14 protein-coding genes are annotated in these 17,858 nt (G+C 64.7%); 7 read left to right on the top strand and 7 right to left on the bottom strand.

Translation table 11 applies throughout. The features are described 5' to 3' along the window. Nucleotides 1–106 precede the first annotated feature (106 nt). Nucleotides 107–3,814: a ribonuclease R gene (rnr, locus tag DEIPE_RS00795; protein WP_015234077.1), complete on the bottom strand. Its 3,708-nt coding sequence runs from the start codon at nt 3,812–3,814 to the stop codon at nt 107–109. 236 nt (nt 3,815–4,050) lie between these two features. Then, nucleotides 4,051–4,989 (bottom strand): exodeoxyribonuclease III, encoded by a 939-nt coding sequence (locus DEIPE_RS00790; protein ID WP_015234076.1) that lies wholly within the window; start codon nt 4,987–4,989, stop codon nt 4,051–4,053. 39 nt (nt 4,990–5,028) lie between these two features. On the opposite strand from DEIPE_RS00790, the gene DEIPE_RS00785 reads away from it, so the two are divergent. Next, nucleotides 5,029–5,340, top strand: coding sequence for a hypothetical protein (locus tag DEIPE_RS00785; RefSeq protein WP_342663276.1), 312 nt, complete (start codon nt 5,029–5,031; stop codon nt 5,338–5,340). A 63-nt stretch (nt 5,341–5,403) separates the two neighbouring features. Here the strand turns inward: DEIPE_RS00785 and DEIPE_RS00780 are convergent, their stop codons facing one another. Continuing rightward, nucleotides 5,404–6,471: an App1 family protein phosphatidate phosphatase gene (locus tag DEIPE_RS00780; protein ID WP_015234074.1), complete on the bottom strand. Its 1,068-nt coding sequence runs from the start codon at nt 6,469–6,471 to the stop codon at nt 5,404–5,406. Nucleotides 6,472–6,622: 151 nt separating this feature from the next. Here DEIPE_RS00780 and DEIPE_RS00775 point away from each other — a divergent pair, with 151 nt between their 5' ends. After that, nucleotides 6,623–7,234 (top strand): P-loop nucleotide/nucleoside kinase family protein, encoded by a 612-nt coding sequence (locus DEIPE_RS00775; RefSeq protein WP_157448720.1) that lies wholly within the window; start codon nt 6,623–6,625, stop codon nt 7,232–7,234. A gap of 91 nt (nt 7,235–7,325) precedes the next feature. Here DEIPE_RS00775 and DEIPE_RS00770 read toward each other — a convergent pair whose 3' ends face one another. Further along, nucleotides 7,326–8,111 (bottom strand): SDR family NAD(P)-dependent oxidoreductase, encoded by a 786-nt coding sequence (locus DEIPE_RS00770; RefSeq protein WP_015234072.1) that lies wholly within the window; start codon nt 8,109–8,111, stop codon nt 7,326–7,328. Nucleotides 8,112–8,174: 63 nt separating this feature from the next. Between DEIPE_RS00770 and DEIPE_RS00765 the strand changes: the two genes are divergently transcribed. Then, a complete protein-coding gene (locus DEIPE_RS00765) occupies nt 8,175–9,257 on the top strand; it encodes a S8 family serine peptidase (RefSeq protein WP_015234071.1) in 1,083 nt (360 codons plus the stop codon). Between the two features lie 74 nt (nt 9,258–9,331). On the opposite strand, the gene DEIPE_RS21850 is transcribed toward DEIPE_RS00765, so the two are convergent. The 3 genes from DEIPE_RS21850 to DEIPE_RS00750 all read right to left on the bottom strand — a co-directional run bounded on the left by DEIPE_RS21850 (nt 9,332) and on the right by DEIPE_RS00750 (nt 12,668). After that, the gene (locus DEIPE_RS21850; RefSeq protein WP_015234070.1) at nt 9,332–9,763 is read right to left on the bottom strand and encodes a hypothetical protein; all 432 of its coding nucleotides are present in this window, start codon (nt 9,761–9,763) and stop codon (nt 9,332–9,334) included. A 225-nt stretch (nt 9,764–9,988) separates the two neighbouring features. Then, complete coding sequence (gene aceB / locus DEIPE_RS00755) at nt 9,989–11,557, bottom strand: malate synthase A (protein ID WP_015234069.1); 1,569 nt, start codon at nt 11,555–11,557, stop codon at nt 9,989–9,991. A 154-nt stretch (nt 11,558–11,711) separates the two neighbouring features. Continuing rightward, entirely contained in the window at nt 11,712–12,668 is a 957-nt protein-coding gene (locus tag DEIPE_RS00750; RefSeq protein ID WP_015234068.1) for a Gfo/Idh/MocA family protein, read from the bottom strand. Nucleotides 12,669–13,013: 345 nt separating this feature from the next. Here DEIPE_RS00750 and DEIPE_RS00745 point away from each other — a divergent pair, with 345 nt between their 5' ends. From DEIPE_RS00745 to allE, 4 genes are read left to right on the top strand one after another with little or no spacing between them, the layout of a single operon-like run. After that, entirely contained in the window at nt 13,014–14,408 is a 1,395-nt protein-coding gene (locus tag DEIPE_RS00745) for an aldolase/citrate lyase/malate synthase family protein (protein ID WP_015234066.1), read from the top strand. Beyond that, entirely contained in the window at nt 14,405–15,667 is a 1,263-nt protein-coding gene (locus DEIPE_RS00740) for an allantoate amidohydrolase (protein WP_015234065.1), read from the top strand. The genes DEIPE_RS00745 and DEIPE_RS00740 overlap by 4 nt, the downstream gene beginning before the upstream one ends. After that, nucleotides 15,667–17,019 carry an allantoinase gene (locus DEIPE_RS00735; protein ID WP_015234064.1) on the top strand — a complete coding sequence of 451 codons (1,353 nt, stop codon included), beginning with the start codon at nt 15,667–15,669 and terminating at the stop codon, nt 17,017–17,019. The genes DEIPE_RS00740 and DEIPE_RS00735 overlap by 1 nt, the downstream gene beginning before the upstream one ends. A 44-nt stretch (nt 17,020–17,063) precedes the next feature. Continuing rightward, nucleotides 17,064–17,825: a (S)-ureidoglycine aminohydrolase gene (allE, locus tag DEIPE_RS00730; RefSeq protein ID WP_015234063.1), complete on the top strand. Its 762-nt coding sequence runs from the start codon at nt 17,064–17,066 to the stop codon at nt 17,823–17,825. The last annotated feature ends 33 nt before the right edge of the window (nt 17,826–17,858 follow it).

The following is a 17,858-nucleotide window of genomic DNA, read 5'->3' as shown; positions in this document are numbered from 1 at the left end:
GTTGACTTTTTCGCCAGTGAACGACAGTTCGTATAAGACGTGCATACAGAAACGCCGGGAGTTCGTTCCCGGCGTTTCTGTATGCCCTGTCAGGTGAAGGTCCCGCTTACTCGCCGCTGCCTTTGCCGTTGCCGCGTCCCCGGCGGCGGCGGCGGCGACGGTTGCGGTCGCCGTCACCCGCAGGCGCGGCAGCGGCCTGGGCGTCGCCTGGTCCTGGACCGCTCTGCGGCGCAGCGTTGCGGGGACCTTGCGACGGGCCACGGGACTGCGGTCCCTGCTGTGGTCTGGGGCCACTCGGGCGACGGTAGCCGTTGGGATTGGTGCCGCCCTGCCCTTCGTCTTCACGCAGGTTTTCGCTGCTCCAGTCACCGAAGTACATGCGTTGAACCGTCACGGCCACCGGGCGGTTGTGTTCGTTGCGAGGACGGTCCAGGGTTACGACGCGCCGCTTGCCACCGCGCTCGCCTCGTTCCGGTGTGCGGGCAGGCGGGGCGAGACGCTCACTCGGCTGGCCCCGACCGACGCGACCACGTCGGTCATCGCTACGCCCCCGAGGTTCGGCCGCAGCGACGCGTGGGGTGGATGGCCCGTTGTTCTGACGCTGCTCGTCGAGGGCAGCCAGTCGGGGGGGACGTTCGGTAATGCGCACTGCACGGTCGGCGGCGCGTTCCTGCTCGCGTTCGCCGCGCTTGCGGGCGCGTGGCTTGACGCCATCATCGGTCATGTCGGTCTCCTGCGAAAAATCGATCTGACGTCCCAGGGGATTGACCTGTGCAATGGTGATGCGCACCTGGTCACCCATTCGGTAAGTCCGGCCGGAAGAGCGCCCCTTGAGCATCAAGGCGTCTTCCAGGAAGAAGTAGTAGTCGTCGTCGAGATTGCTGATGTGCAGCAGGCCCTCGACCCCGTTTTCCAGGGCGACGAACAGTCCGAAGCTCGTGACGCCGCTGACGGTGCCGTCAAAGCTTTCACCGAGATGTGCCTGTGCCCACTTGGCCTGGTAGTACTTGGTGAGGTCGCGTTCGGCCTCAGCCGCGCTGCGTTCGCGCTCGCTGGTATGATCGCCCATCTGGGGAAGCTGCCCTCGCAACTCGTTCATCGTCGTGCCGTGCGTTTTGCCCTGCAGGGCGGCGCGCAGGGCGCGGTGAACGATCAGGTCGGGGTAGCGGCGGATCGGGGACGTGAAGTGCAGGTACTCCTCGAAGGCGAGTCCGAAGTGCCCGAGGTTCTCACCGGTGTAGCGCGCCTGCTTGAGGCTACGCAGCAGCAAGGTGTTCACGACGGTTTCCTGCGGCGTGCCGCGAACCTTCTTGAGCGCCGCTTGATACGCCTGCGGGGTAGGCTCTTCACCCAGCACGACGCCCATGCGCGCCAGCGCGGCACTGACCTCGCCGAAGCGTCCCAGGGTGGGCTCTTCGTGCACACGGTACAGCGCAGGTGCGTTCTGTTCCAGCATGAAGCGCGCCACAACCTTGTTGGCGAGCAGCATGAGGTCCTCGATCATGCCGCGCGCAGTTTCCTCGCGGATGGGAATGAGCTGGAGGTTGCCTTCCTTGTCCACGTCGACCTTGACTTCACGCAGCTTGAAGTCGAGACTGCCTTCACGCAGACGCTTTTGCCGCATGCGCGAAGTGAGTTTGAGCAGCAGGTGCAGGTCGCCTTCGACCTTGCGGGCGTGTTCGGGCAGGGTAGCGACTCCCTCGCTGTAAGCCTGCACTTCGTCGTAGGTCAGCCGGGCCTGCGAGCGAATCACCGAAGGTGTCAGCTGCACGTTCAACACGTCGCCGTCGGCGCTCACCTCGATCATGGCGGACAGGGTCAGGCGGTCCTCGTTCGGCACGAGGCTGCACACACCGTTGCTGAGGTGCTCGGGCAGCATCGGCAGCACATGTCCGGGCAGGTAGACGCTCGTGGCGCGCAGGTACGCTTCGCGGTCCAGGGGCCCACCCGCCTTCACGTAGTGCGAAACGTCGGCAATATGCACGCCGACCACGAAGTTTCCGCCCGGCGACGGCTCGATGTGGATGGCGTCGTCAAAGTCCTTGGCGTCTTTGCCGTCCACCGTGAAGATGTTGTAGGAGCGAAGATCCAGCCGTCCCGTGAGCGCCTCTTCGGGAATGCGCGCTGGAATGGCCTGGGCTTCCTGCAGCACTTCCGGCGGAAATTCGTCGCGCAGATCGAATTTGATGATCACGGCCTGCGTTTCGGTTTCCGGATCGTCAGTTTCGCCCAGCACTTTGGTGATGCGTCCGAACACCTCATCTTCACCGGTGGTTTCGGGCCAGAACAGTTCTGCCAGCACGCGGGCACCTGTCGGGACACCCTCGGTGCCTTCGGGCATCAGCAGCACCCGGTGTTTGACGCGGCTGTCGTCGGACTTCAGCAGGGCGTAACCCTTGCTGTGCTCCAACGAGCCAACCAGACGGGAATGTGCGCGCTGCAATACCCGCACGACCGTGGCGCGAGGAGACTCGCCACGGCGCACCCGGCCTTCGGGGCGGACCAGCACGATGTCTCCATTCCAGGCTTCCAGGGTGGATTCGGGCGCGACGTAATAGTCGTCTCCGCCCGCTTCGGGAATCAGAAAGCCAAAGCCACTCGCCGAGGACTGAAAGCGCCCCTTGACCAGGTTCATGGCGTCGGGCAGACCGTAGGTGCGTTTGCGCGTCCGCACAAGGTCCCCGGAGGCCACGAAGCGCTCCAGCAGGCCCTCGATCTCGGCTCGTGAGCCGATACTTTCACGCTCGCGACGTGAAAGCAGGCGCTCGAGGTCACGCACGTGCAACGGACGGTCCTGTTTGCGCATGACCTGCAGCAGCAGTTCGCGCGCTTCACGCTCGTTGAGCATCGGGCCCACTTCGAGCGGCAGATCCGACTCGTCGGGAGTGAACGGCGTATCGAGGTCGGCTTCGGTGTGGCTAAGCTCGGCGGCCGGTAATGGGCTCGCGGCACCTGCAGTATCGGACAGGCTAGCTTCGTCGCGTCCGGCTGCCTTGGTTTTGCGGCCGCGTCGTGTGGGGGACGCCTCGACTTGTGGTTTGGTGGTGCGTTTGCCCCGTTTGGCTTTGGAGGTCGGAGTCGCAGCGGGCGCGTCGGCGTCCTGTGCCGAATCCGTGGCGGAGGGTGCCAGTGTTACCGGTTCGGAGAGCGCCGCAGGGAGCTCTTCGTCGCTTGCTTTTGCACCGCGTCCCCGGCGTGGTTTTGGACGTACGGTCACGCCCGTCTCCACGGACACCTGCGCGGCTTCGGCCACCCTTGCGGGCAGCGACGTGTCCTCAGACGGGGCCGCTGCTGGGGTGGGGTCTGCAGCCTCAGGGACCACCCGAACGGCTTCCTGACGTGGTTTGCGTCCACGGCGCGCGGGTTTGCTGGGCGCCTCCTCGATCTGAACGGCCACCTCTGGGGCGGTTTCGTTCTGTAAGGCGGCGCCAGCTTGTGCTTCGGCCACGCTGTCCACGGAAGGATCGGGACTTTCGGGCAACGCTGTCGGCACGGCGCTGCGGCGAGTCTTGCGTGCGGGTTTGACGGGCGCCTCGGTGCCGGTGGGTAAGGCGCTGATTTCGCCCGTAGGCGTAGGGGTCGGGGTGTCGATTGGGCTGTTTGCGACAGGCGCAATTTTCCGTCCACGCTTCGGACGGGGAGAGGTTCCCGACGCCGTTTCGGGCGTCTCAGGGAGAGTTTGGGGTACCGCGTCTGCGACCTTCACCTGGCGCTGGCGTTTCGCGGTACTTTGAGCGGCTGCTCCGGGCGATGCGGGCTTCTTGGCCTGCGCTTTTCGCTTCGGGGCCGCGACATCCTTCTTGTTTTGCGGCATTCAACACCTATGGGTTCCAGCATCTTGAACATCACCCGGCAAAGGCAGCCCTTCTCGAACATTCACTACGAACTTGCCCAGAGAGAAAGAGCACCTTGCGCACCGTCATGACGGGCGAACTCGGGTGAGTGCAGGCGGCTGTGCCGGGGCGCAAGGCTTCGCGCCGCGCCCGTCTCGGCCAACGGCAGTATAGCATTCGGTGCGTCCGGACGCGCTTTGGGCAGCCTACACGTTTGTCATGGAACTCCAGGCGTGTCCGGCGGCCCAGGCCGCAGGAGCAGCGACAGGTCCGGTGCACCGAGCAACTCTCCAGTTAAAGGTGCGTGATCGCTGAGCCGCGCTTCCCGGTCTGCCCGCACATTACCGAGTGTGAGCCCGCCCGACAGCAGGTAATCCAGGCGCCAGCCCACGTCGTTGCTGTACGCGTTGCCCCGGTTTGACCACCAGGTGTACTCGGCGCGTTCGCCGAGCGAGTCGCGGTGGGTGTCACGCAGTCCCAGCGCCAGATACTCGGTCAGCCACCGACGCTCCTGCGGCAAAAAGCCCGAATTCTTCTGGTTGCTGCGCCAGTTCTTAAGATCGATGTTCTGGTGGGCGATATTGAGATCGCCGCCCAGCAGCATTGGGCCACGCGCGAGCCGCTCGCGGGTCCAGGCGTGGAAGTGTTTCAGAAATTCTTCTTTGAATTGCTGGCGCGCTTCACCGGAACTGCCGCTCGGAACGTACACGCTCACCACCTGAAGTGGTCCGAATCGGGTCAACAGCACCCGCCCTTCGGCGTCGTAAGCGTCGTGCAGCACGCCGACCTCAACTGCGTCCGGCGCACGTCGTGACAGCACGGCGACGCCACTGTAGCCGGCCTTCTGCGCGGGTGACCAGCTGCTGAAATAGCCCAGGGGCGCGAACACCTCCGGGTGAGGATCGGCGCGGACCTCCTGCAGCAGCACCACGTCGCTTTGTTCGCGCTCAAGCCAGTCGAGCAGGCCTTTGCGCAGGGCGGAGCGCAACCCGTTGACATTCAACGTGGTAACCCTGAGCGGCCGGCCTGTGAGATCGGGTTCGTGGTGAGCGGAGGGGCCAGGAATCACCCGTCCAGCATACGGGCCTGACGTGCGTGCTGGCTCCAGGGCTACCGTTGTCCGGCCCTGCAGCCGACGACTTAAGAAAGCCTTCATGGAATGGTCGGCCAGAACGCGTGCGCTACGCTATGAACCGTGGGGGAGAGCATGGTGAACGTCGAAATCCGTAATGAGCAGGACGGTCAGCCCTTTCAGGCCGGGAGTGCCGCGTCCGTGCGTTTTCTCGCCGAAGTCCGGGCCTGGGCAGAGCGCAACGAATTCAATCAGATCGTGTTCTGGCGTGACGGTGAAAAGCTCTGGGTCCAGCTTGACGACGAGCGCCTGAATTACTGGATGCCCGAGCATCTGCTGGAGCGTGGCCAGAAGGAAGATGTCGAGATGCAGCTGGATTACGCGCGTGGAGCACATCACCGCAGCGCCGCCGGCTACCAGAAGTTCGACAAGTAAAGTCAAAGGCGCAGGAGGACCGAAAGCAATGTGCGCGGTCGTCCTGCGCCTGCCTTTCTGCGTTCAGGTCGCTTCGCCCACCTCACGAACGCCTCGGGCCTGAATCAGGCCGAGCGCGTGGGCGTGGTGGGCAGCGGCCAGACTGTCGCTGGCCAGGACCAGATCGATGTTGTGCACTCGCAGTTCCGCGCGCAGGCGCAGTACGTCGAGGTCGCGCCGGGCGTCGGCCACGTCACGGATATATACCGCCAGCACCCGCTGGGGATGGCGGTGCACCACTTCGCGGTAGATTTCGGGATCCTGCTCGCCGCTGTCGCCGATCAAGACAAACGGCAGGTTCGGGTAGGTCCTGAACAGCTCCTCGATCGCGTCGAGCTTGTGGCTGTGGTGGCCCGAACGGAAGATGTGCAGCCCCCAGTCTCGCAGAAAAATCGGTCCGAGCGGTATGCGGCGGTACTCCAGGAAAGTCCACAGCATGTCAAAGAGGTTCCAGGGACTGCTGGAGACGTAAAACAACGGGTTGTTGGACGTGCCGCCCGCGCCGCAGGTCAAAGCCCGGTACAGCGCGCCGACCCCGGGAAAGGGCAAACGCGTGTGGGCATTGCCGAAGAGGACGGTGCCGATCATCTGCCACAGCCGCGTCACGCCCGTTTGCACCACCGTGTCATCGAGATCGGAAATCACGCCGAAATCGGCGCCCGCCACGATACGGACGGGCGCTTCGGACCTGACGTTCAGGTGCGGCAGGGTGAGGGTGGCGGTATGCCACCCGTCGGCGAGCGGCTCGCCGAAACGGAACCTGAGCTTGAAATAGCCTTCGTCGTCGGTCTGTGCTTCGGCGCTGGCACCGTAAAGCGAACCGCGAACCAGAATGTTGGTGGCTTCACGACTGGCAAAACGCCGGGCAACATTCCGGGCGTTCTGCCAGCGCGAAGCCTGCTCGTTGGACAGCAGCAGATTCTGAGGCCGCAGTACGCGGCCATCGAGCACCGCAGCATCCGGGGTGCCGTGCCCTGTGAACCCGACGATGCCCAGAATTCCCAGCGAACGGCGCCGCTGGACAAAACGGTGGAGCCGGCCGCCGAGCAGGCTGCTGAGATTACCGAGAAGTTTCAAAGTCAGCGCGCGCACCCAGACAGTCTAGAACGATTGTCCGCCGCCTGAGCAGGTCGTCTGCGGGGACTGGTGCAAACGTGTACAAGCCGTGAAGGCCACCTGGTTTCCGGCGAACCGCCCGCTCAAAGGCGACGCCGTTCGGTCCTCCATGCCTTAACCTCAGATGATGAATTCACCGCTGGTCTACCTGCTTGGCTGGCCTGGCGTCGGCAAGCTGAGCGTCGCACGTACGATGGCCCGCCGGACGGGATGGCGTGTCGTGGACAACCACCTGATCAACGACCCAATTTTTCACGTGGTCGGCGCGGATGGGGTCACCCCTCTGCCCGACGGAACCCGCCCACTCGTCCGGCGGGTCCGGGCGGCCGTTTTCGAAGCCATGACGAGCGTTGCGCCCGCGCACCTTGGTTACATCATGACCAACATGCTCGTCGAAAGCGAAAACGATCGCCTGATCTTCAGCCAGGTCGAAGAAATCGCACGCCACAGGAACGCGGTGTTTCTGCCCGTGCTCCTGACTTGCGAGGAACACGAGCTTCGGCGGCGCATTATCACTCCCGAACGGGCAGAGCGGCTCAAAGCCCGCTCGGTGGAGGTCCTCGATCATTACTTGACCCAGCACACCCTGCTCGTACCCGATCACCCGGACCTCCTGACGCTCGACACGACGCACCTGTCAGCCGAACAGGCGGCCCACGGGGTTCTCGCGCACCTCACGGCAAGCGCGGCTGACAGCGCGCCTACCAGGCCAGTCGAGCCGTCTGCGCCCGCAGGATGACCAACAACGGGAACCCCGTCGCCGAGGTCGCGATGTGCCCGTCGGGTGACCGACCGGGCAGAAGTGGCGGCCAGCCTCGCGGCGTGGCGAATCAGCGGGGCGCGCGGCGCTGGGCCATGATCTGGCGAACCAGCAGGTCTCCGAGGCGGGGCCAGGCCCGCTCGAGTGCCACCAGGGCCCGGTAGGCGCCTGGAACCACCACCTCGCGGCGTGGGCGCTGCAACAGGCCCGCGACAGCGTGGGCCACCGTTTCCGGGCCAGGCAGGGGAAAACGCACGTCGGCTGTCATCTCGCTGCGTACGAATCCAGGCGAGACGAGGCTGACGTGGACTCCGGTGCCGAGCAACTGACGCCGCACTGCGAGCGAGAAACCCCGCACTCCGAATTTGCTGGCCGAGTAGAGCGGTTCGGTGGCAATCAGACCCGCCACCGAGGCCACGTTGATGATATGCCCCCGCCCGCGCTCCACCATGCCCGGCAGGGTCTGATGGGTCAGGTCGATCAGGGCGAGAAGGTTGATGTCCACAGTCGCTTCCTGCAGGGGAAGCTCCCAGAACGTCTGGCCACGTGAACCGCCGACTCCGGCGTTGTTGACCAGCACGTCGAGGGGACCGAATACCGCCTGCGCGCGCTGAATCAGGGCGGCGCGGCTTTCTGGATCACCGACGTCCGTCGGCACCGCCAGTACCCGGTGTCCGGCAGGGGAGAGTTCGGCAGCCAGCGCCTCAAGCTGTTCGGCCCGGCGGGCGGCCAGCACCAGGCGGTGCCCACGTCCGTGAAGATCACGGGCAATGGCGCGTCCCAGCCCGCTGGACGCACCCGTCACGATGACGTGCAGTGAGGCGGATGGGGGACCTGACAGTCGAGGCGAAGTCATGCGTCAGCGTAGCGTGACGGGAAGATTCAGGCGCTCATCAGAGAGCTGCGCGACACTGAGCGGGTGCGCCGCTTTCTGCTTTCATTGCTGCTGCTGTGCCCGGGACCTGCAGCAGCCATCCGGATTCAACCTCTGTCGCCGCCAGCTGCGCCAACTGCCGCCGGCGTGGCGTACCGTCCACGCGATCCGCTTTATGCACAGCAGTGGAATCTGAGCGCGATCCGCATGCAAGACGCCTGGCAGCTTTCGCGTGGTGCGCTTGTCACGGTGGCCGTGCTGGACACCGGATTCGCCTCCCTTCCTGACCTGGCCGGGCGGGTGGTGAACGGTTACGATTTCGTTTCGGACGTGAGCGTCTCGGGTGACGGCGATGGCCGTGATGCGGACGCCCGTGATGGCGGTGAGACTGCGTACCACGCGTCGATGGTGGCGTCATTGATCGCCTCGGCCCACGACGCCTCAGGGCTCGCCGGGGTCAATCCCCGCGCACGGATCGTGCACTTGCGTGTGGCCGACATTCACGGTCACGTTCGGGTTGAGGACCTGGTAGACGCCATGCGCTGGGCGGTGGGTCTGCCAGTCGCCGGCACGCCGCGAAATCCATCTCCGGCAAGGGTACTCAACCTGAGCCTATTCGCGGACTTTATTCCACTTGACCGCTGCGATCCTCGGGTACAACAGGTGCTTGATGAGGTGGCTGCACGCGGTGTCATCGTGGTGGCCGGGGCTGGCAACGATGACGCCGACGCCGCTGGGTACACACCTGCAGGTTGCCGAAACGTCATTACGGTGACCGGAACGGGGCGCGAGGGTCGGCGCGCCCCGTACGCCAACTGGGGCCGCAGCGTCACGTTGGCTGCCCCGGGTGGGGGCGCCGCGGAGCCCATCACCGTCTTTACCGCCAATGGCGCGGCCCGTCATACCGGCACCAGCCTGGCGGCGCCGCTGGTGAGCGGTGTGGTCAGCCTCATGTTGGGCCTCAACACCAGGCTGACCCCGAACGACGTGTCCGCGTTGCTTCAGCGCAGTGCCGGAGCCTTTCCCGGCCGGAGTTGCGACCGGGCGGCTGCCAAAACGTGCGGAGCGGGCATGCTCAACGCGGCGGCGGCGCTGGAGGCCGCACGAAGTTTCAGACGTTCACCGTGATCTTTGTCCCGAGCAGTCACCCGGCGGCGCGGAACGGCAAGAGGGCCCTGAGCGTCAGGGCCCTCTTGCCGAACTCATTGTTGAGCGGGTTGTACGCCCAGAATGCGGGTTTCGCCGTTGCTCTTGTCGTGCGCACAGGCGAACTGTGCCGGAACTGCGTTGCCGTCGGGCGTGCGGATCAGCACGAGGCTTTGCCATCCCCATCCGCCTTCCGGCGCCTGAACGACGTTCTGAACGCGTTGCACGGGTGGCGGGTACTGCAGCGTCCAGCCAGCAGGAATCTGACCTTGCAGCTGGGTGCGAAGCTGGGTGCGAAGCTGCCCCTTGCACTCTTCCATGAACTGCCACTTCGAGATGCCGTTGCGCGCCTCGTTTGACACGTAGGGATTGGCTTTGAAGCTGAGGTAGGACGCGTAGGCGCCACCTGCCGTGAACAAGGCGAGCACGATCCACAAAACGATGCGTCCGGCGGCGCCGCTGCGGCGCGGAGATTTACCCTGAGTCATGCGTGAACTCCTTCTGGCCGGGCGAGGCGCTGGCCCTGTGCCACTCGGACTGACGGCCACTTTTTTGCCATACCGAGCGACGGACCTGGCCCAGGGGCCGTCGTGCCGAGCTGGTCGGGCACCAGGGGCATTCTAAAGGTCCCCCATGTCCAGGGCAAGAAGCGCTCCGGTGCACCGTGCGCCAGACCACCCTGAGCTGCAGCGTGCCATGCCGGCGCCCTTCACTCATGCCAGCTGGCGGTAGCCGGGCAACGTCAGGAAGTCCACCAGCGGTTCACGTGTGGCGAGGTCATAGAGCAGGGTGGCCGCATCGGCGTAGCGTTCACGTCCCAGCGTGGCGAGCTCTTCTTCGAACAGCCGGCGCACCAGCTCCGGGTCGATTTCGCGCCCATCGTCGAGCCGTGCCCGGTGACGCTGCCACTGCCAGATCTGCGCGCGTGAAATCTCGGCGGTGGCGGCGTCTTCCATCAGGTTGTTGATGGGCACGGCACCACTGCCGCGCAGCCAGGCGTCGAGGTACTGCAATGCCACGCTGATGTTCAGGCGTACTCCTGCCTCGGTAATGGGTCCCTCGGGCACCTGCAGGAGGTCCGCAGCCGTGATCCGGACCTCCGGAATCACGTGCAGCTGGTTGGGAGTGGGCATCAGCCGGTCAAAGACCTCACGCGCCACGGGCACCAGGGCGGGGTGGGCAACCCAGGTGCCGTCGTGCCCGTCGCTCGCTTCGCGTTCCTTGTCGGCGCGCACCTGCGCGAAGGCGCGGTCGTTGGCGGCCTCGTCGTTCTTGACCGGAATGAAGGCGCTCATGCCGCCCATCGCGTGGGCCCCTCGCCTGTGGCAGGTCTGGATGGCCAGACGTGAGTACGAGCGCATCAGGTGCGTTTCCATCGTGATGCGCGCCCGGTCGGGCAGCACGAAGCGGGGGTCGGCGCGCAGCTTCTTGATGACGCTGAAGATGTAGTCCCAGCGACCGCAGTTGAGTCCGGCGGAATGCTCGCGCAGCTCGTAGAGAATTTCGTCCATCTCGAAGGCGGCCAGGATCGTTTCGATCAGCACGGTGGCGCGGATGGTGCCACGGGGAAGCTGCAGGGCGTCTTCGGCAAAATTGAAGATGTCATTCCACAAGCGCGCTTCCAGGTGGCTTTCGAGCTTGGGCAGGTAAAAGTAGGTTCCTTTCCCCTGCGAAAGGCGCTCGGCGGCGTTGTGAAAGAAGTACAGCCCGAAGTCGAAGATCGCCCCGGAGACTTCCTCGCCATCGATCAGCACGTGCTTTTCTGGCAGGTGCCAGCCACGCGGGCGAACGATCAGCGTAGCCACCTCATCTTGCAGGCGGTACTGTTTACCGCCCTGATCGAGGCTGATGGTCCGGCGCACCGCGTCATAGAGATTCTGCTGACCGGCTACCACGTTTTCCCAAGTGGGAGTACTGGCATCCTCGAAGTCGGCCATGAACACCTTCGCGCCGCTGTTAAGTGCGTTGATGATCATCTTGCGGTCCACTGGACCGGTGATCTCGACCCGCCGGTCGGTCAGATCAGGCATGGGCGGCGACACCTGCCAGTCGCCCGCGCGCACATCGGCCGTTTCGGGCAGGAAATCGGGACGCTCGCCCGCGTCGAGTCGCTGCTGACGGGCTTCGCGCGCGGCAAGCAGCTCCTGGCGACGCGCGTCGAACCGGCGGTGCAGATCGGCGACGAATTGCATCGCCTCGGTTGTCAGCAGGCTGGTCGCCTCCGAGGACGGCGGACGGGTCAGGGTCAGGCCGGGAACATCAAGGGGAAGGCGGTCGGTCATGAAGTCTCCTTGCGCGGCGTGGGCACCGCGAAACAGTGCGTCACTTGGGCGATAAGCGTCAGGCGTGGGCCTCGTGATTCACGAAGTGTTTGCCTTGTCAGTGTAGTCCCGAACTGTTCTCGTGGCATACGAGGCAGAAGGATGCGGGCTTTCGCTAGAGTCGGACGGCACGTTGTTCCCGCGCAGATTGAAGGAGGGCGTCGATGACGCGTCCTTGCGCCACCGCTGCTGCCGCGCTGGTTCGCTGATCCTCGAGGGATCGGGTGACCAGTTCCTGTACGTGACTGACCATTCGGGCATAGGCGTTCTCATAAGGAAAGAGCTGCTCTTGTTCGTTGAGGCGCAGACGAACCTCGCCGACGTTGCTGAAGAGATGCCCATCGAGCGTCAGGCGCCCTGCCGTGCCGACGACTTCGAACGCTTCGTGGTGCACCTCGTCGAAAGAACATTGAAATGACGCCAGCGCCTGCGCATAGCGCAGTGTGCCGTGCAGCGCGATGTCGACGTTGCTGGACGTCCAGCGGCCCTGCGCACTGACGGCGAGCGGCTCGCCCAGCATCAGGCGCGTCAGGTGAACGGGGTAACAGCCGATGTCGAAGAGTGCACCTCCACCATGAGCAGGTTGCCAGCGAAAATCCTCCCCCTCGGGCAGCACGAAGCTGAACGTTCCTCGGCACGAGCGCACCTCGCCGATGGCGCCTGACCGCACCAACCGCACCGCTTCGGCCATGACCGGCGCGAACTGGTAGGCGAACGCCTCGAAGACCACTCGATTCGCGTGCGCGGCTACCCGGGCGAGCTCTGCAGCCTGCTCGGCGCTGAGGGTCATCGGCTTTTCGCACAGAACATGTTTTCCAGCTTGCAAGGCCGAAATCGACCACGGCAAGTGCAAATCGTTCGGCAGCGGATTATAAACGGCGTCGATTTCCGGGTCTGCCAACAACTCCTCGTAGGACACTACCCGCCCGATTCCATAGGTCGTGGCGAACGCCTGACCGCGCGGTCTGTCCCGCGAGGCCACTGCCGTGACCTGACCGCCGGCCTGCGCGATGGCGGGAATGAGCTTCTGTGCAATCCGCGCGGCTCCCAACACACCCCAGCGCAAACCCATCTCGTGACCTCCTGGTCAAAATTCGTTCTGGGGCAGTCTACCTGGGCACGACGGACGAGGGGCCCTGCCTCATTTGAGCCACCTCGGCGACGGGGTATTTGTCATGACACCCTGCAGAGAGTCCTCCTGGCGTTTCTGATGGCTGCTGGAGTCGTGTCGGCCCAGGGAAGCAACGCTACTGTCTATATCAATGGTCAGCCCATTCAGGGCCAGACGGTCACCGAGGGTGGCAAAGCCAACGTGGAACTGCTGCTGGCCTGATTTGACAAGACGCGTGCCCTGTGGTGTTCTACGAGACATCAAAGCCGCTTTTTTTTACATTCAACATCGTCGGGTGACAAGAATATGACGCCTGGCCTTCTCGAAGACCAGCTGGATTCGAAGTCGCTCGGGTTGTACGCGGCCCTGCACCGCGAGTTTTATGGTATCTGGCGTGCACTCTCCACGGTGGAGGACTCCGAAGCCCGCTCCCTGAACCTGCCCGAGGACTGGCAGCTGCCCCCCGTCCCCGATGAACTGCGAGGCCGCACGGTCGAGCTGGTGGTGACCGCCGGAGATGACGCGACGCTGCGTGAAGGGCTGGTCCTGAACGTGGACGCCGTCATGCTGGATTTTGACGATACCTTCTCGCCCACACGCGCAGGTGTTCTCCGCGCCTACGCGCATCTGCGCGACCTGAGTCATCTGGAAGGAACGCCGTTGATGTTGCGTCCCCGGCCGCATTATCTGCCGGAGTTCTCGTTTCGCTTCACGGGTGAAACAGTGATCGCCTCGTTGCTGGATCTGTCGGTATTCCTGGCACACCACCGTCACCGTTCGCCCCTTTACCTGTACCTGCCCAAGCTGGAACGCCCGGCAGAGGCGCGCTTTTGGAACCAGGTGCTCAGGCGCGCCGAGGAGCTGCTGTCACTTCCTTCGGGTACCGTCCGGCCCTGTCTGCAAATCGAGACCTGGTCGGGGGCGCAGCTTGCCGAAGAGATGCTCTTCGAATTGCGCGAACGTGCGTATGGCCTGAACGCCGGACGCTGGGATTATGTGTTCAGCCTCGTGAAGCATCTCGGGCAGGAGGCGGGTCCGGTGCTGCCCGAGCGGGCGCGTCTGGGCATGGATCAGCCCTGTATGCAGGCCTACGCGCGTCTGCTGCCCAGCGTGTGCGTGCGGCGTGGCGGTCGGGCGGTGGGCGGAAGCGCCGCCCTTGCTCCCGATCCGCAAGATCCTCAGGCCGCCCTGAGTGCCGTGACACAGGACAAGCGGCGTGAAGTGGCGTACGGCTACCAGGCGGCCTGGGCTGGCCTGCCCAGCCTGATTCCCGCAGTCCGTGAAGCCTTCTCACGGGAACCGCCGCAGGCTCGCGGCGCTCAGGGCGCCGGACCTGAGGAGTTGAGCGCCTTCCCACCGGTCACATCGGTGCCGCTGGCCGCCGTGCGTGAAGCCCTGGGCATCGCGCTCGATTACTTTGCCGCGTGGCACGCCGGGCTGGGCGTGATCGTGCGTGAAGGGCGCATCGAGGATACGGCTACCGCGGAACTCGCTCGTGCCCAGCTGTGGCAGTGGGTGCACCATCGGGTGCGCCTCACAGAGGGCGGAACCCTGTCTCCCCAGCGCTACCGCGAGCTGCGTGAAGAGCACGCGCAGGAGAAGTCGTTTGCCGGGGAGCTGCTTGACACCCTGGTCCTGGCGGACACGTGCGCGGATTATTTCCCGCTGGTCGCCGCCAGGCTGCGAGGATGGGAAATATGAACGACCGACTGGGAGGGCTGGCCCGCAAGGTCATGACATGGTGCGACGACCTCGCCCAGGAAAGCGAAGAACCAAACTGCCTGACGCGGACCTTCTGCTCGGCACCCATGACGCGTGTTCATTCGAAGCTCGCGCGTTGGGCCGAGCAGCTGGGTATGGTCAGCTCGGTGGACGCTGCGGGCAATTTCCGCGCGGTGTTTCCGGCAAGTGCCCCCACCGCGCACCCGGGGCCTGCAGCGACATTCCTGATTGCTTCTCACCTCGACAGCGTCCCGAACGCGGGACGCTTCGACGGTGTGTTGGGCGTCGTCATGGGATTGGCGCTCGTCGAGGCGCTTGCCTCGACGCCTCTGTCCTACGCGCTCGAAGTCATCGGCTTTTCGGAGGAGGAAGGCGTGCGTTTCGGCGTGCCCTTCTTCGGCAGTCGTGCGCTGGTGGGCCGCGCACACGACCTGCTCGGCGTGACCGACGCACGGGGAATCAGTTTTGCCGAAGCGTTGCGCGATTTTGGCCTGCGGCCCGAGGAGATCTCGCGTGCAGAACTGCAAGGAAAGGTGCTGGGCTACCTGGAGTTCCATAACGAACAGGGGCCCGGCCTGGCCACGCAGGACCTTCCGCTGGGCCTCGTTTCGGCCATTGCCGGTCAGAGTCGGCTGACGGTGACCTTCAGGGGAGAAGCCAACCACGCCGGGACCACGCCGATGCACTTGCGACGCGACGCCCTGAGCGGCGCGAGTGCCTTCGTGCTGGCAGTCGAGGAGCGTGCCCGCGAAACACCCGGTTTGGTCGCGACCGTCGGACAGCTGCGGGTCTCTCCGGGTGCGACCAATGTCATCCCAGGCGAGGTCGAACTGTCACTTGATCTGCGGCACACCCATGACGAGGTGCGTCTCGGACAGCTTGAGGTGTTGCGCGCCCAGGCCGAGCAACTGGCCGCCTCACGTCGGCTGGATCTGGAGTGGACCCTGCGCAGCCAACAGAAGGCAGTGCCCATGGACACAGGCTTACGACAGCTGCTGCGGGAAGCCGCCGCCGCGGGGAACGTGCCGTTGCCGGACGTACCGAGCGGCGCGGGTCACGACGCCATGATCATTGCCGAGCGGGCGCCGGTGGCGATGGTCTTTGTCCGCAGTCCTGACGGGTTGAGCCACCACCCGCATGAATCGGTCCGGGAGGATGATGTGAAACTCGCGCTGCAGGTTGGCCTGGAATTTCTGCGTCGTCTGGACGCCGAGCGGGCACGCACGGAGCGGCCCTGATGTACGACCAATTGATCCGCGGCGGTGCATTCATCTTCGAAGACACCGTGGAGGTGGCCGACCTGGCCGTACAGGACGGTGTCATCGTGGCGCTGGGGCATGGGCTTGCCGGAAGCGCCCGGCACGAGACCGACGCCCGCGGTCTGCACGTTTTTCCGGGCATGGTGGACACACACGTGCATTTCAACGAGCCCGGGCGCGAACAGTGGGAGGGCCTGGCAAGCGGGAGCCGCGCGCTCGCGGCAGGCGGCGGCACCATGTTCTGCGACATGCCCCTCAACTCCGATCCGCCGGTGGTGAGCGTGGCAGCCCTGCAGGCCAAACGGGCCGCTGGAGAAGCGAGATCGCTGGTCGATTTTGCCCTGTGGGGGGGACTGATTCCCGGCAACGTGCGAGCGCTGCCCGCCCTGGCGCACGCGGGCGTGATGGGATTCAAGGCGTTCATGAGCAACTCGGGCATCCCGGAGTTTCCGGCCGCTGACGACCGGACGCTGCTCGAAGGTCTGAGTCTGGCCCGCGAATTGGGATTGGTCGTCGCAGTGCACGCCGAGTCCGAGGCACTGACAGGCTGGCGGACGGAGTTTATTCGGTCGCGTGGGGGTCGGGGCGTGCGCGACTACCTGAAAAGTCGCCCGGTCACTGCCGAAGTCGAGGCTGTCCAGCGTGTCTTGATGTTCGCCGAAGATACGGGCGCGCGCCTGCACCTCGTGCATCTGTCGAGCGGACGGGCGGTCGTGCAGGCGGCCCAGGCGCGTGCCCGCGGGGTGGACGTCAGCATCGAGACTTGCCCGCATTACCTGTTTTTCACCGAAGAAGACCTGGAGCGGCTGGGCGCCCTGGCCAAGTGTGCGCCGCCCCTGAGGCCCCACCCCGACCGTGAGGAACTGTGGCACTGCGTCCTGAACGGTCAAGTCGATCTGGTCGGCTCGGATCACTCGCCTTCCGACCCGGCCCTCAAGCAACCCGAAGATTTTTTCGAGGTTTGGGGTGGTGTCGCGGGCGTGCAGTCCACCCTGACAGTCCTGCTCACCGAAGGACACGCACGTCGGGGCCTCGGACTGGAGCGGGTGGCGGCGCTCAGCGCGACCACTCCCGCTCGCCGTTTTGGTTTTGCGGGCAAGGGCACTCTGAGTGTCGGCGCCGACGCCGATCTGGTACTGGTCGACCTCAACGCCTCATCGACCCTGGAGCGCAGTGACCTGCACGATCGCTGGCGCCTCAGTCCGTATCTTGGGTACACCTTTCAGGGGTGCGTGCGTCAGACCTTCTCTCGAGGGGTCACCGTTTACTCTGAAGGAAAATTTGACGCGGCGCATCGTGGCCGCTTTGTGCGGCCTGATCCGGACGCGTGACGAGCCGCTTCAACCACCCCGTTTCAACTCCCCACTGAGGTTTCATGCATCGACTAGGACTGACCCGTTCCAGTATTCAGGCCGAACACGCGCTTATTACCCCGGATACCTTCGTTCGTACCAGCCTCGAGGGGTGGCCGCGAGACGCCTGCACCGTGCACATCGCTCCCGTGATCGGCCTTGGCGCGCGCTTCGTGCAGTTCGGCGCCGAGATGCCGACGGGCAGTGCGGCCACCTCGGCACCCCGGCACATCGGACGTTTTGTGTTTGTGCAGCACGGCAGAGTGCGGCTCGAAGTGGCGGGTGAGACCCACATCCTGACCGAGTATGGTTACGCGTTTTTGCCCGCAGGCAGCGAACATCAGCTCACTGCCGAGCAGGATTCGCGGCTGACGGTTTTCGAGAAGCCGTTCGAAGCGCCGTCGCTGCCTCTCACACTGCCGAAGGTCGTCATCGGAAACGAGCGCGACCTCGACGGTGCTCACTTCGAGGGGGATCCCGGACTGGTCGCGCGAAAGCTGCTGCCCGACGAGGCCTCGTTCGACTTCATGGTGACCACCATGAGTTACGCTCCCGGCGCGACCCTGCCGTATGTCGAGGTGCACTACATGGAACACGGACTGCTGATGCTGGAAGGGGAGGGCATCTACCGATTGGGCGAGCGTTACTATCAGGTACAGGAGGGCGACGTGATCTGGATGGGCGCGCATTGCCCGCAATGGTATGGCGCACTCGGAAAACGCTGGAGCAAATACCTGCTGTACAAGGACATGAACCGCCATCCGCTGGGGATGCACTCGCCCTGAGGTGCTGCTCTGCTGCTCGTGATCGTCCTCAGG

It is taken from the genome of Deinococcus peraridilitoris DSM 19664 (genome assembly GCF_000317835.1).
In the GTDB taxonomy this organism is placed as follows: domain Bacteria; phylum Deinococcota; class Deinococci; order Deinococcales; family Deinococcaceae; genus Deinococcus_A; species Deinococcus_A peraridilitoris.
The sequence above is the reverse complement of the archived record's forward strand: the minus strand, read 5'-3'. Positions and strand labels throughout refer to the sequence as shown.

Excerpts from the sequence above, each read along its gene's own strand:
- DEIPE_RS00745 (WP_015234066.1), top strand. The coding sequence starts at position 13,014 with ATGACGCCTGGCCTTCTCGAAGACCAGCTGGATTCGAAGTCGCTCGGG.
- DEIPE_RS00770 (WP_015234072.1), bottom strand. The coding sequence starts at position 8,111 with ATGACTTCGCCTCGACTGTCAGGTCCCCCATCCGCCTCACTGCACGTC.
- DEIPE_RS00735 (WP_015234064.1), top strand. The coding sequence starts at position 15,667 with ATGTACGACCAATTGATCCGCGGCGGTGCATTCATCTTCGAAGACACC.
- DEIPE_RS00790 (WP_015234076.1), bottom strand. The coding sequence starts at position 4,989 with ATGAAGGCTTTCTTAAGTCGTCGGCTGCAGGGCCGGACAACGGTAGCC.
- rnr (WP_015234077.1), bottom strand. The coding sequence starts at position 3,814 with ATGCCGCAAAACAAGAAGGATGTCGCGGCCCCGAAGCGAAAAGCGCAG.
- DEIPE_RS00740 (WP_015234065.1), top strand. The coding sequence starts at position 14,405 with ATGAACGACCGACTGGGAGGGCTGGCCCGCAAGGTCATGACATGGTGC.
- allE (WP_015234063.1), top strand. The coding sequence starts at position 17,064 with ATGCATCGACTAGGACTGACCCGTTCCAGTATTCAGGCCGAACACGCG.
- DEIPE_RS21850 (WP_015234070.1), bottom strand. The coding sequence starts at position 9,763 with ATGACTCAGGGTAAATCTCCGCGCCGCAGCGGCGCCGCCGGACGCATC.
- DEIPE_RS00775 (WP_157448720.1), top strand. The coding sequence starts at position 6,623 with ATGAATTCACCGCTGGTCTACCTGCTTGGCTGGCCTGGCGTCGGCAAG.
- aceB (WP_015234069.1), bottom strand. The coding sequence starts at position 11,557 with ATGACCGACCGCCTTCCCCTTGATGTTCCCGGCCTGACCCTGACCCGT.
- DEIPE_RS00750 (WP_015234068.1), bottom strand. The coding sequence starts at position 12,668 with ATGGGTTTGCGCTGGGGTGTGTTGGGAGCCGCGCGGATTGCACAGAAG.